The 12,505-nt window shown below is 52.3% G+C and carries 14 protein-coding genes and 1 tRNA gene; 11 read left to right on the top strand and 4 right to left on the bottom strand.

All coding sequences use genetic code 11. From position 1 onward, the window contains the following. The first annotated feature begins 43 nt into the window (after window positions 1–43). The 4 genes from NXT01_RS04970 (at window position 44) to NXT01_RS04955 (ending at window position 2,626) form a co-directional block, all read left to right on the top strand. Window positions 44–117, top strand: a tRNA-Leu gene (locus NXT01_RS04970). A 267-nt stretch (window positions 118–384) separates the two neighbouring features. Continuing rightward, entirely contained in the window at window positions 385–606 is a 222-nt protein-coding gene (locus tag NXT01_RS04965) for a hypothetical protein (protein WP_259078226.1), read from the top strand. 104 nt (window positions 607–710) lie between these two features. Beyond that, the gene (locus NXT01_RS04960) at window positions 711–1,694 is read left to right on the top strand and encodes an AraC family transcriptional regulator (RefSeq protein WP_259078225.1); all 984 of its coding nucleotides are present in this window, start codon (window positions 711–713) and stop codon (window positions 1,692–1,694) included. 119 nt (window positions 1,695–1,813) lie between these two features. Continuing rightward, window positions 1,814–2,626, top strand: coding sequence for a Bax inhibitor-1/YccA family protein (locus tag NXT01_RS04955; protein WP_259078224.1), 813 nt, complete (start codon window positions 1,814–1,816; stop codon window positions 2,624–2,626). 53 nt (window positions 2,627–2,679) lie between these two features. Here the strand turns inward: NXT01_RS04955 and NXT01_RS04950 are convergent, their stop codons facing one another. The 3 genes from NXT01_RS04950 to NXT01_RS04940 all read right to left on the bottom strand — a co-directional run bounded on the left by NXT01_RS04950 (window position 2,680) and on the right by NXT01_RS04940 (window position 4,255). Continuing rightward, on the bottom strand, window positions 2,680–3,156 hold the full coding sequence (locus tag NXT01_RS04950) for a hypothetical protein (protein WP_259078222.1): 477 nt from the start codon (window positions 3,154–3,156) through the stop codon (window positions 2,680–2,682). 8 nt (window positions 3,157–3,164) lie between these two features. Next, window positions 3,165–3,686: a transcription elongation factor GreA gene (gene greA / locus NXT01_RS04945; protein ID WP_259078220.1), complete on the bottom strand. Its 522-nt coding sequence runs from the start codon at window positions 3,684–3,686 to the stop codon at window positions 3,165–3,167. Between the two features lie 146 nt (window positions 3,687–3,832). Continuing rightward, a complete protein-coding gene (locus tag NXT01_RS04940; RefSeq protein ID WP_259078449.1) occupies window positions 3,833–4,255 on the bottom strand; it encodes a DUF4307 domain-containing protein in 423 nt (140 codons plus the stop codon). 269 nt (window positions 4,256–4,524) lie between these two features. Between NXT01_RS04940 and mca the strand changes: the two genes are divergently transcribed. From mca to NXT01_RS04920, 4 genes are all read left to right on the top strand, one after another. After that, complete coding sequence (gene mca / locus NXT01_RS04935; RefSeq protein WP_259078218.1) at window positions 4,525–5,403, top strand: mycothiol conjugate amidase Mca; 879 nt, start codon at window positions 4,525–4,527, stop codon at window positions 5,401–5,403. Between the two features lie 279 nt (window positions 5,404–5,682). Then, window positions 5,683–5,958 carry a hypothetical protein gene (locus NXT01_RS04930; RefSeq protein ID WP_259078217.1) on the top strand — a complete coding sequence of 92 codons (276 nt, stop codon included), beginning with the start codon at window positions 5,683–5,685 and terminating at the stop codon, window positions 5,956–5,958. 5 nt (window positions 5,959–5,963) lie between these two features. After that, a complete protein-coding gene (locus NXT01_RS04925; protein WP_259078215.1) occupies window positions 5,964–6,737 on the top strand; it encodes an isoprenyl transferase in 774 nt (257 codons plus the stop codon). Between the two features lie 40 nt (window positions 6,738–6,777). Beyond that, a complete protein-coding gene (locus tag NXT01_RS04920) occupies window positions 6,778–7,281 on the top strand; it encodes a flavodoxin domain-containing protein (RefSeq protein WP_259078213.1) in 504 nt (167 codons plus the stop codon). On the opposite strand, the gene coaA is transcribed toward NXT01_RS04920, so the two are convergent. After that, window positions 7,278–8,204 carry a type I pantothenate kinase gene (coaA, locus tag NXT01_RS04915; protein WP_259078211.1) on the bottom strand — a complete coding sequence of 309 codons (927 nt, stop codon included), beginning with the start codon at window positions 8,202–8,204 and terminating at the stop codon, window positions 7,278–7,280. The genes NXT01_RS04920 and coaA overlap by 4 nt on opposite strands. Before the next feature lie 217 nt (window positions 8,205–8,421). On the opposite strand from coaA, the gene glyA reads away from it, so the two are divergent. The 3 genes from glyA to NXT01_RS04900 all read left to right on the top strand — a co-directional run bounded on the left by glyA (window position 8,422) and on the right by NXT01_RS04900 (window position 12,503). Further along, window positions 8,422–9,705 (top strand): serine hydroxymethyltransferase, encoded by a 1,284-nt coding sequence (gene glyA / locus NXT01_RS04910; protein WP_259078209.1) that lies wholly within the window; start codon window positions 8,422–8,424, stop codon window positions 9,703–9,705. Window positions 9,706–9,805: 100 nt separating this feature from the next. Then, window positions 9,806–11,800, top strand: coding sequence for an aminodeoxychorismate synthase component I (gene pabB / locus NXT01_RS04905; protein ID WP_259078207.1), 1,995 nt, complete (start codon window positions 9,806–9,808; stop codon window positions 11,798–11,800). Further along, window positions 11,790–12,503, top strand: coding sequence for an aminotransferase class IV (locus tag NXT01_RS04900; protein ID WP_259078205.1), 714 nt, complete (start codon window positions 11,790–11,792; stop codon window positions 12,501–12,503). Before pabB ends, NXT01_RS04900 begins: the two co-directional genes overlap by 11 nt. Window positions 12,504–12,505: the final 2 nt, after the last annotated feature.

Here is a 12,505-nt window from a genome sequence, read left to right as displayed (position 1 = left end):
ATTTAGAAAATAACGGGTATCTACATTAAGATAATTACTCGTTGCCCCCATAGCCCAATCGGCAGAGGCGGTTGACTTAAAATCAATACAGTGTGGGTTCGAGTCCCACTGGGGGCACAGATAAAGACCTTGCGAGAAATCGCAAGGTCTTTATCTTTTAGTTGAGAAGCAGTGGAATCTAGCCCCTAAAGTGGGTGGAATTCAAACACGCCGACGAATTTACTCATCGCCTAAATGGCAGCTTAGAGGGACATTTAGTAACTCACAGCAATTTGACAGCTTGGGTCGACCCCTTCTTCAGATAAGCCCCATAGATTGCTTATTAAGTAATTTGCACACGCAACCATACGCAACGAGGACATAATCTTTTTAAGGAGCACCCTGATGGCAACCACCACCATGCAGCACACAGATTCAACAGACCTTTTTGTCACGCGCGACGTTGACGATACTGTGGTCTATCACCTTCGTCAATGTAACCCTTATGATCTCAACAGCTCCTACTATGTGCGCGAGAATCAATCGACCGGAGGACGCGCTTTTGTGGAAATGAGTATGCGGCATGGTTGTGGCTATGCGTATGCCCAGCGACGCGCTCGCGCCTAAGATACCCTTATAAATCAAACTTTTGGTGGTGTGGGCCTAGCTTTTAGCCGGTGTGACCTTTACAATGGGCTCACTGGCTTTTTGCTTAGGCTAACCTAATGGGAATGAGCGCAATTGTGATCAAAGATACCACCAAAACACGTACGACCACTTTCATGTGGTGCCGCATCGGGCAAGCCATTATTAAGGCACCCGACCGGATGCTTCATATTGTCGCGGGCGATCTCGTCATCGCTCCGGAAAGTGCGACGGTCATCGATAGCGCCGAGGCGAGCATTATCTCGTTCAAATTTACTGATATGCTCCCTGGGCCTACTCGAAAAATCTCTCTGGGTCCGGACTGGGATCGACGCATAATAGCTGAATATGCCAGAGCCCGGCTCGGGGAGAAGCATTGCAGTGAGGGATTCCTTACAACTCTTCATCAACCCCGTTTTCAATGTCCTCCGCTGCCAGTAGAACAGGCCGCACGCCGTGTTGCTAGCGAATTATTAGCGCAACCGAGCTGCACGACCTCACTTGAGGTATTTGCCCAATCCCACCGCATCAGTGCTCGAACTCTCCAGCGACAATTTCTCAAATCCACAGGATTACCGTTTTCCGAATGGCGAGCCGCATGTCGGGTAGCCAGCGCTGCCGATCTCATAAGTCGGGGGATGAGTATTAAACTCGCCTCTCAGCATGTAGGATTCTCGGCCACGAGTAGTCTGACACGAGCTTTTAAGCGCCACACAGGTCAGACGCCCGCGAGTTTTCTCAATCTTAAATCTGTTCATGTTCCACTCAGCGATCCTCTGACCGTCTTCGCACGCGCTCGAACTGATCTCGTCCTGTGGCTTGCTCATGGATCCGCCACCGTAACCACACCAGGCTACTGTCGGTTTCTGGCGCAAGGAGAGACAGTGACAATTCTCTCCGGAACTCATACTCGCCTGGATATCGCCTCTGGGTCAATCGCATTGCCGGTCAGCCCGCGTTTCAACGAACATGCCGTAGATGCTCTTTCTCGAGCTTTGGATACTCAAGGCGATACTTTCCTTGAGGGGTTGACAGATAGCAGTGACCAAGAGGCACTAACCCCCGCATAAAAGAGGCGCGGGAACTATTGTTAGTGCGGTCACGTTAGAAGGATGTACCTGGTCTTGGGGATAATTGATCCGCAGGACTATATAAGTAGAAAAGTAGCGAAAGGACAGTGTTACTACCTATGCGTAGCAGCAATCCAGTGCTCGCCTCTCTCCCCGCAAAAGGACAGGCGACGAATTATTACGGAGACTACCAGCAGGCCCCGACGGGTCTAGACGGTTTTGCTCCCGCGCCAGTTAGCACTGAGCGTCCTATGACTGTCGACGATGTGGTGACCAAGACTGGAATCGTTTTGGCGATTATTGTGGCGCTAGCCGCTGTTAACTTTGGCATTGCGCTGGTAAGTCCAGCCCTTAGCATGGGACTTACGGCAGTTGGTGCCATAGGCGGTCTGGTCACTGTTCTTATTGCCACGTTCGGCAAAAAGTTTGGATCTGCACCAGTGGCTTTGGTCTATGCAGCCTTCGAAGGACTTTTCGTTGGAGGTATTTCGGTTCTATTCTCTGGTTTCCTCGTGGGAGGAAATAACGCTGGGGCTATGATCGGTCAAGCCGTTCTGGGAACCCTAGGCGTCTTCCTGGGCATGCTCTATGCGTATAAGACTGGCGCCGTTAAGGTGACCCCGCGATTTACCAAGATTCTCACTGGGGCTATGATCGGTGTTCTGGTACTGGCGCTCGGTAACTTCATGCTCGCCATCTTGGGCGTGTCCAATGTATTGCGTGATGGTGGACCGATTGCCATTATCTTCTCCCTCGTGTGTATCGGTCTTGCTGCCATGAGCTTCCTACAGGACTTTGATGTCGCCGAGAAACTTATCCGTCAGGGAGCACCATCAAAGTTGGCGTGGGGTGTGGCTCTCGGATTAGCTGTGACCTTGGTCTGGCTCTACACCGAAATCTTGCGGCTGCTGAGCTATTTCTCAAATCGTTAAAACCAAATAGAAATCCGGTTGCACACCACGTGATGGGGTGTAACCGGATTTTTTTAACCCGTAAGCTGATAGAACAGCAGGGCTATATCGTCAACAAATACCTGACTAAAAGCCCATCCTTGCTGCGTATCAATAGGGTCAGAGAGCACTATGCTAACGCTACTGCCATCGCGCAGATTGCCTGAGCCTATCGCTGTGTCTTTAGCCCACCGGGTCCATGTGATCGAAGTGATGCTGTTCGATGAAGTACAGCTTAATTTTATGCTGCGGGGTTGAATGAGAGCTGGTCCGAGGCAATCAATATAGCCAGGTTTGTTCTGCTGTGGATGGAAACCACTATCTACCTGATTGATGAGCCGATCAAGGGGATCTTTTGCTACGGGTCGTACTAGGGGGATAGTGCTATCGAGAGACGATAGCACTTTCAACGGTAGCTCCGGGGGGTCTGGTTGCGGGGTGGAGCACGCGCTGACGGATAAGAAAACGGTTAGATATCCGCAGATACCTAACCGTTGTAGAGAAGTTCTCATAAAGAATATTAGGCCTGGCGCGGAGTCGAGGCCTTTGTGGAGTCATAAGGCTCTGCAGATACGAGAGTCACGCTGAGGGTTGATCCACTAGGAGCAGTGTATTCGCGAGTTTCTCCTTCTTGAGCACCGATAAGTGCGGCTCCGAGAGGGGACTGTTCGGAGTAGGTTTCCAGATCTTTATTATCGGAGGCGGCAGCACGAGTACCGATGAGGAAAGTCTCTTTATCATTTTCATCACCGTTATAATAAACGTGTACAACCGAACCGACGGCGGCTACACCTTCGACAACGGCGGAACGCTCGGTAGTGGAATTCGCGAGGATTTCGGAGATCTGCTTGATGCGAGCCTCTTCCTGATCCTGCATTTCGCGAGCGGCATCATAGCCGGCGTTTTCTTTGAGATCGCCCTCCTCGCGGCGCTCGTTGATCTCCGCAGCCACAATAGGGCGGTGCGCGATCAGGGCATTGAGCTCTTCCTCGAGCTTGGCCTTAGTTTCCGGAGTGATATATTGCTTCTGCTGCTCTGCCATGTCACACGAACCTTTGCATAGTGATAAATAGAGACGCCCCAACTCCCAAAAATTTGAGGAGCGATGCGGGGCCTAGGATTTCTGTAGTCTAAGTAGTCGGAGGAGATTCTACCAAATATTGACGCGGAATAGTGCTGTCGCGAGTATTAGGGTGCTTTCTGCTCTAAGTAGAATGGAATAGAGTCACTGCAGCCATAGGCGGCTCCTGCTACTGCGCGCTCGCGCGTGGGAATATTGATATTCCACCGAGCGATATTTTGCCCACCAGCGGGAACAAATACTTCGCGCCGGCCCACCTCGGCCATATCAAAGTTGAGTGCCGTCACAATGCAGTAGGCGGGTTGGGAGGTATCTTTACGGGTGATATCAGCGATGACAGTTATATTCTCATCATTAATGGGCTCGGCGTTGACAAATTGAATCGTGATTGGTTGCGATTGTGCAGTCTGGAGGTATTTGGCGAAAGCGACTGCGAAGCCGATAACTAAAACCAAAATGGCAATAGCCATGAGCTTCCCTGTCATCGACGATTGCGATTCCTTGGGCTCGGCGGCATATCTACTGCGCATGGTCACAGCTAAATTCTCCTTCACCACGGCTGTGATCAAGGTTAGGATTTAGGATCCAGCCGTCCGTGGTTAACAAATCCGGGGTTAGCTCATAGTGTAGACGTTTTCGTTGCAGAAGCCGTCATTATCCATAGGCGTATAGCCAAATACGTATATAATTGGGGACTTGTCAACTTCTACCTGATAGATAAAATAGGTGGATTGGTCTCCTCTATGACAATCTTGGAGGGACTAACTCACCAGCAAAAGTATAGTTAAAAGGACAACCGATGACCCATTGCCTTCCTAAAATTCTTGCCATCCATGCCCATCCTGATGATGAATCGAGTAAAGGGGCTGCCACGATGGCCCGTTATATCTCGGAAGGACACGAGGTATTGGTGGTGAGCTGCACGGGCGGCGAGCGCGGAGATATTCTTAATCCAGCGATGGATCGGCCTGGAATTAAAGAAAATATTCGCGAAGTCCGAAAGGACGAAATGGCGAAAGCGGCCGCGGTTTTAGGGGTTGAGCATCGTTGGTTGGGCTACGAAGATTCTGGTCTCCCTCAGGGCGATCCATTGCCGCCTCTCCCAGAGGGCTGCTTTGCGCTCGTCGACTCCGATGAGATAACTCAAAAGCTTGTAAAAATTATTCGTGAATTTAAACCTGAAGTGATTTTGACCTATGACGAAAACGGCGGCTATCCGCACCCCGATCACCTGAAAGTGCATGAAGTCTCGCTCATGGCCTGGGAATATGCTGGAAACCCCCAATATCACCCCGAGCTTGGAGCCCCCTTTACCCCCCTGAAGCTGTACTATACGCACGGCTTTGTATTTCAACGCCTGCAGCTTTTCCACGAGCTTGCCTCGCGTGACGGGGCCCAAAGCCCCTATGGTGACATTTTGGAGCACTTTAAAGAAAACGGAGCCGACCTCATGAAGCGCGTGACCACACGAGTGGAGTGCAGCGATTTCTTCGATGCTCGCGATGCCGCACTGCGCGCTCATGCGACTCAGATCGATCCGGATGGTCTCTTCTTTTTTACCCCTGTGGACGTGCAACGCGAATACTGGCCGACCGAAGAATTCGAGTTGGCATTTAGCCGTGTGCCCAGTTCGCTTCCCGAAACCGATCTATTCGCTGGACTTGATAGTCAAAACTAACTATAAAGAGAGCCCTTGGCAATAAGTTATGGCCCGGAATCATCAACGTGACAGGATTCATGTCTGATGCTCCCAACGCGGTGAGCTGCGGCGGAGAGGGACCTCTCGCACTCGTTTGAGAGCTGCATTGAGATGAGGATACCCACCACGGGCGGGTGTGCGGATATACTTAATGCTCGATAGGGTAGTGGCGGGCAGTTAAATCGCTGAAGACAGCATTAGTTGCGATGCCTCACACTAAGTGTCTCAATACCAGCACAGACTTTGGGAGTATATCCGGTGGATTTTTCATCTGTGATCTTTTTAGCGCAGCAGGGTCCAGGACCCGTCGGCAGCGAATTTGGCAAGGCATCACCAATCGGCTGGTTCGTTTTGGTAGCTCTAGTCGTCGCGGTGCTATTCATCGGTTGGGCTTTTCATCGACGCTACTCACGCCTGAATCGACGCCGGCTTTTTGCTGAGGAACACCAAATTGATCCATTTGATGCTGGCGCTCTGGATCGAGCGATGGCAGAAGCCGGCCTTCTTGACCAGCGCAAAAAGCATTGGTTCTAGGGTCGATGAGATTTTCTCTCCCCTCGCTCCTTTATCCTCTATACGAACGCCGCCTCCTGTGTGAAATCGCCGATGTGGAACAACCAAGCCATGTCGCCATCATGTGCGATGGAAACAGACGGTGGGCGCGGGAAGCCGGCTTCATTGATGTCAGCCAAGGGCATCGAGTGGGCGCTAAGAAGATTGGTGAGCTAGTGTCCTGGTGCAAGGGAACCAAAATCAAATCGGTTACTGTCTACCTCCTATCGACTGAAAATCTGGAGCGCAGCCCTGATGAATTGCAGTTACTGCTCGATATCATTGGCGATGTTGTCGATGAGCTAGCCGCCCCGCAGCGTGACTGTGTCGTTCGCCTGGTGGGACACCTCGACTTACTGCCAGAGCATATTGCAGCGCGGTTGCAAAAAGCATCTCATAAAACTTTGGAACACTGTGGGGTTACAGTGAATGTGGCCGTGGGTTATGGTGGGCGCCAAGAGATTGTGGATGCGGTCCGCGCTGTGATCGCAGATGCCGCCACCCAGGGAATATCCGCAGCTGAGATGGCTCGACAGATTAGTGCTGAATCCATTTCCTCTCACCTGTATACCTCAGGCCAGCCTGATCCTGACCTGGTTATCAGAACTTCCGGTGAACAACGTTTATCTGGTTTTATGCTGTGGCAGTCCGCGTATTCCGAGATTTGGTTCACCGATACCTATTGGCCTGCCTTCCGACGGCTCGACTTTTTAAGAGCATTGCGTGACTACTCCAAACGCTCTCGCCGCTTCGGAAAATAACATTCTTTAAGTAGACAACACTCGAAGGAGTGAGCAGCTCTTGACCACACCCGTAGCCCATATCCGCTATGACTCCCAATACGGATCCAGCAGGGATTACGCCGAGGAATTAGCTCAGCGTTTGAGTACCCATGCTCACACCTTAGATGCAGCCGTGCCGAAGGACGGCCAGCCGGTCGTCTTCTTCAGTTTTATTCACGGGCCGGTGATCCCCGCCGTGGAGGGGGCCGCGGCTTTAGGCGAGTACCAGCCCCCGATTGCGCTCGCTGTGGTCGGTATGTCTCCCGTTGACTATGCGCGGGAAAAAGACAGCCTGGCACGTCTCGCCCCGCATTATCAACGTTTTTACCTTCCCGGTAGGCTGATCTATTCTCAACTTTCCACCAAGCACAAAACTATGATGCGAGCTCTAGCAGCAGGCATTGCTCTCAAACCCCTGAGGAACCCGGCCGAGCAAAATATATTGGATACCTTTGGACGTGATATCGATCTAGTTAACTTCGCGGAGTTAGACCCCATCGAACAGTGGATCAATTCTTTCTAGACTTTGCGCATGCGCACGTGCTGCACACTGTGGTCGGCGCCCTTGACCAACACCAGTGAAGCCCTCGCACGGGTAGGCAGAATATTCTCTACCAGGTTGGGCAGGTTAATCGTTTGCCAGATACTGCGGGCTTGAGCGGTGGCTTCCTCATCGCCAAGATCAGCAAAATGCCGAAAGTGGGAGTCAGGCTCTTTAAACGAGGAATAGCGCAGCTCCAGGAAACGATTGATATACCATTGTTCGATGTCCCCGCTCTCCGCGTCCACATAGACAGAAAAGTCGAATAGGTCGGATATTGCTAGGTTCGGACTCGGCTGTAAAACGTTGAGCCCCTCCACAATAAGAATATCGGGACGTGAAACTACGTGGTAGGTCTCGGGTACTCGGTCGTAGAGAGTATGCGAATAAACCGGTGCATGCACAGGTGCCTTGCCCGCTTTCACATCACTCACAAAACGCAAGAGCGCGCGTTGATCATAGGTTTCGGGGTAGCCCTTGCGTTCCATGAGACCGCGCCGCCTTAGCTCACGGGCTGGATAAAGGAATCCATCGGTAGTGACAAGATCTACATGTGGGTGGTTGGGCCAGCGTTGCAGGAGAACTTGCAATAATCGCGCAGTCGTCGATTTGCCGACGGCTACCGACCCCGCGATACCAATGACGAAAGGGACGTGTTCTGGACCTTCGCCGAGAAAGGTATGGGTAGCTGCGTGCAACCCTTGGCGTGCTGCAACCTGCAGGTGGATCAAACGAGAGATGGGAAGGTAGACTTCGGCGACCTCTTCGATATCGAGGTTTTCTCCGATGCCTCGAAGTTGCTCAACCTCGTGTTCGCTGAGAACTTGGGGAAAAGACTTTCTCAGGTATCGCCAGGATTCGCGATCGAATTCCAGATAGGGACTACCTATTTTTGCGCGGGACATAAACCTAAATTGTGCCAACCACAGCATAAGAAGGGCAAACTGGTTGAAACTAAAAATACGAAGCGCTCCCGTCGCAGGGGAACGTGAGTATATTCTTAGATCTGAGCCTTAAAGATCCCCAACCCTTTCCATCACTGACCGCTGGTACCCTGAATTCTTAGGTTGGATCACGATAAAGAAGAGCTCAATTGAAAGAGAAAGGTTCCATAAAGCCCTCATGTCTAATGATATTCGCTACCAATCCCTTGCTGAATTAGATCCAGATATTGCCGAGGCGATTTCGGGAGAGCTCTCGAGACAGCGCTCCACCCTCGAAATGATTGCCTCAGAGAATTTTGTTCCCCGTGCCGTGCTGCAGGCGCAAGGTTCTGTCTTTACTAACAAATATGCCGAAGGATATCCAGGTCGCCGTTATTACGGTGGCTGCGAGCACGCCGATGTCGTGGAAGATCTAGCCCGATCACGAGCTAAGGACCTTTTTGGTGCAGAATTTGCCAATGTCCAGCCCCACGCGGGTGCCCAGGCCAATGCCGCGGTGCTCATGGCGCTCGCTCAGCCAGGGGATAAGATCATGGGTCTGTCCTTAGCGCACGGTGGTCACCTCACGCACGGCATGAAGCTCAATTTTTCCGGCAGATTCTATGAGGTTGCAGCCTATGGGGTCGATCCGCACACATTCCGAGTGGATATGGATCAAGTACGCGATATGGCCCTCAAGGAGCGACCTCAGGTTCTCATCGCTGGTTGGTCTGCGTATCCGCGACATCTCGATTTTGCCGCCTTCAGGGATATCGCCGATGAAGTAGGGGCCAAATTATGGGTCGATATGGCGCATTTTGCTGGGCTCGTTGCAGCAGGCGTTCACCCGAGCCCCGTGCCCTATGCCGACGTGGTGTCCACGACAGTACACAAGACTTTGGGCGGACCCCGCTCCGGTATTATTTTAGCCAAACAGGACTACGCCAAGGCTCTAAATTCCAGCGTCTTCCCGGGACAGCAGGGCGGCCCTTTGGTGCACGCGATTGCCGCAAAAGCGGTAGCCATGAAGATTGCGGCCACTTCTGAATTCGCCGAGCGCCAACATCGCACGCTCGATGGTGCCAAAGTTCTAGCCGAACGCCTGATGCAAAACGATTGCACCCGCGCGGGAGTCGATGTATTAACCGGTGGAACCGATGTCCACCTTGCACTTGTGGATCTGCGCAATTCTCAGCTCAATGGGCAAGAAGCCGAGGATCTGCTGCATGAAGCGGGAATTACCGTCAACCGCAATGCCGTCCCATTCGATCCGCGCCCACCGATGGTAACTTCCGGCCTGCGCATTGGTACCCCGGCCCTAGCTACGCGCGGCTTCGACCACGACGCCTTTGCGGAGGTAGCAGACATCATCGCAGCGGCTCTAACCGGATCGGAAAATCTCACAAACCTACGCGAGCGAGTTGATGCTCTCACGAAGAAATTCCCCCTCTATCCAGGTCTAGAAGATTGGAAGATGTTTTAAAAATCTCTGAAAATCCGAGCCCCGTTGCCTAGAGAAAGTTAAACCTCGGGCAGCGGGGCTTTATTGTCAAAACCCGTGGACCTCGTCTACCTTAGCTGATGTGCATATCATTATCGTCGATCACCAAGATTCATTTACCTATAACGTGCACACGTATATCCTGGATATTCTCCCCAGCGCCCGTGTCGATGTCATTGATTTTCGAGATATGACGGTGGCGCTGGCAGATACGGCAGATGCCATCATTCTCTCGCCTGGTCCTGGAGCAGTCGAGAACTCGCAAGATATTGGCAATAGCCTCGAGATTATCCGCCACAGTATAACCCCATTACTTGGTGTCTGTCTGGGGCACCAAGCGCTAGGCTTCGCCTACGGAGCCCAGTCAATACTGGCCCCCACGCCCATGCACGGCCGCACGAGCTGGATCAAGCATGATGGCCAAGACCTCTTTGCCGGTTTAACATCCCCTTTGGAAGTAGTTCGCTATCACTCCAGAGCCATCACTAATATTCCTGCTGAATTTGACATCACAGCGCGCGCCGATGACACCACGATCATGGCAATCAGGCATCGCAGCAAACCCCAATGGGGTGTCCAATTCCACCCCGAATCCATTGGGGGTTTCGACGGACACCGCTTGATCGAGAATTTTCTCAATCTCGCGAAAAACCATAAAAATTCCTCATCTCAATGCATGGTCGCACACCCCGCCCCACCAAAGCCCATAGCCAAAGTACACTCAGGCTATCGGGTAGAGGTTAAGACTATCGAGGGCTGCGTGGATCCTCTCAACATAACAGCTGATCCTGTGTATCTTCTCGATTCCACCGATCCGCACCACCGTGATGGTCGCTGGAGTTATCTCGGTATCAAGGGCGGTCCTTTCGCCCGAGAAGTCCAAGGGTGGGGTGCTGCCCGAAATCCCGGAGGGCTGGGTAATATCGAGCTTTTGGAAGATGCTCTGATTCACGCAGACACCTCCGCGGTCAGAGACCTAGAACTTAGCTTTAGCCTCGGCTTCGTGGGCTATTTTGGCTACGAGGTTCATGACGCGCTCAATCCCGAGGATCATCCAGCAGCCCTGCACTTTGTACTCAGTGACAGAGCTCTAGCGTTTGACCATCGAAGTAAGAAAACTCATATCCTCTATCTCATCAAAGAGGGTGCAGCCAAGGCGAATCTCGCTCAGCACCACTGGGCACGCAGAATGGCGCAGACAGTGAGCGCTACATCACCTCATTATTTTCCAACGAGCATAGGAAAACTCACAGCCTGGCATTCGGAAGTTGAATACCTAGCTGCCATTCAGCGTGCCCAAGAGTATATTGCGGCGGGAGATTCCTATGAGGTGTGTTTGACTACGCAACTTACGGCAACTATCGATAGTTTCGACCCGAGGAGTTGTTATGCACAATTTCGCAACCGCACTCCGCTAGGAGCTTGGCTCAATTTTTCCAACACCCAAGTAATGTCAAGTTCGCCTGAGCGATTCCTCCACTGCGATCAAGATGGCGTGATAGAGTCTCGCCCCATCAAAGGGACAAGGGCTCGCAGCTACGACCCGCGGGAGGATCAAGCCCTTAGAAACGATTTACTGTCTCACCCAAAAGACCGTGCCGAAAATCTTATGATTGTGGATCTAGTACGCAATGACCTCGCTCGCATTGCCCAGCCCGGGACGGTAGTAGCGGCTCCTCTTTTTGAAGTGGAGAGTTTCGCGAGTACCCATCAGCTCGTGAGCACTGTGCGCGCACAGCGCGCGCCGGGAGTGGGTATCTCTGAGATTATGCGAGCGATGTTTCCAGGCGGTTCGATGACGGGCGCACCTAAAGAGCGAACAATGCGCATTATCTCAGAACTGGAGAAGGGGCCACGCGGTATTTATTCGGGTGCGCTGGGCTATTTTAGCTGCGACGGCCAGTTTGATCTCTCCATGGTGATTCGAACCTTAGTTATCTCAGGTGGCCAGGCGCGCTATGGAGTGGGAGGGGCGATTGTTGCCCAGTCTGATCCCGTAGCGGAATATGCTGAGATTATGACCAAAGCCCGACCCCTAACCGACAGTGTGGCGCAGGATTTCCCTCGTGGACATTGATCTGTTGGTATTCGATCCCGCTCAGGGATTCGTTCCTACCTCCCACAAAGTATCTGGGCGCGTTATCATAGATTCCTTCCCTGTGGAGCTCGGCCGCACATCCCATCTCGATCTGCACCTTGAGCGTTTTTCTCAGGCCTGCGGAATTTGTGTTCCAAGGAAGATCCTCGAGGCCGCACTCAGTGATATTATGTGGGGATTTCCCCGCCTCGAATACGAGGTAAAGACTGGCCAGATATTCCTCAGGTTACGATCCATGCGGCCAATTCGTACGGAGACCTCACTCTTTAGTGTCACCGACACCCGTGAGCGACCTGAGATAAAGGGGTGGGACCTTGGTCTCATTGATTCCTTGAGGGCTGGAGGCTACGGGTGCGACGATATTCTCTTCCTCAATCCGGACGGCTTGGTTAAAGAGGCCGGATATGCGGTTGTTGCTTGGTGGGAAGGAGAACAGCTTTGTAGCCCGCGGAGCGAGCTGGGCATCGTGAATTCCACGACGTTGAAAAGAACTGCTACCCACATACCTATAATCCGCAAGGATATAACTGTGGCGACGCTCGCTAAGCACGTCGCCATGGTCGGGTCAGCTCTTCATGGATGGACAGCCCTGAGCAGCATCGTGAACGACGAGGCTCAGACCTTGATCCTCCCGCAGAATGTCAACCTGCTCGAGCGAGCAAATAGAGCGTGGGGAGCTTAAAC

The sequence above is a fragment of the Corynebacterium sp. ES2775-CONJ genome (assembly GCF_024814515.1).
Classification (GTDB): Bacteria; Actinomycetota; Actinomycetes; order Mycobacteriales; family Mycobacteriaceae; genus Corynebacterium.
Note: the sequence above shows the minus strand (reverse complement) of the source record. Positions and strands in the feature narration are given on the sequence as shown.

Excerpts from the sequence above, each read along its gene's own strand:
- NXT01_RS04965 (WP_259078226.1), top strand. The coding sequence starts at position 385 with ATGGCAACCACCACCATGCAGCACACAGATTCAACAGACCTTTTTGTC.
- NXT01_RS04960 (WP_259078225.1), top strand. The coding sequence starts at position 711 with ATGAGCGCAATTGTGATCAAAGATACCACCAAAACACGTACGACCACT.
- NXT01_RS04955 (WP_259078224.1), top strand. The coding sequence starts at position 1,814 with ATGCGTAGCAGCAATCCAGTGCTCGCCTCTCTCCCCGCAAAAGGACAG.
- NXT01_RS04950 (WP_259078222.1), bottom strand. The coding sequence starts at position 3,156 with ATGAGAACTTCTCTACAACGGTTAGGTATCTGCGGATATCTAACCGTT.
- greA (WP_259078220.1), bottom strand. The coding sequence starts at position 3,686 with ATGGCAGAGCAGCAGAAGCAATATATCACTCCGGAAACTAAGGCCAAG.
- NXT01_RS04940 (WP_259078449.1), bottom strand. The coding sequence starts at position 4,255 with ATGCGCAGTAGATATGCCGCCGAGCCCAAGGAATCGCAATCGTCGATG.
- mca (WP_259078218.1), top strand. The coding sequence starts at position 4,525 with ATGACCCATTGCCTTCCTAAAATTCTTGCCATCCATGCCCATCCTGAT.
- NXT01_RS04925 (WP_259078215.1), top strand. The coding sequence starts at position 5,964 with ATGAGATTTTCTCTCCCCTCGCTCCTTTATCCTCTATACGAACGCCGC.
- coaA (WP_259078211.1), bottom strand. The coding sequence starts at position 8,204 with ATGTCCCGCGCAAAAATAGGTAGTCCCTATCTGGAATTCGATCGCGAA.
- glyA (WP_259078209.1), top strand. The coding sequence starts at position 8,422 with ATGTCTAATGATATTCGCTACCAATCCCTTGCTGAATTAGATCCAGAT.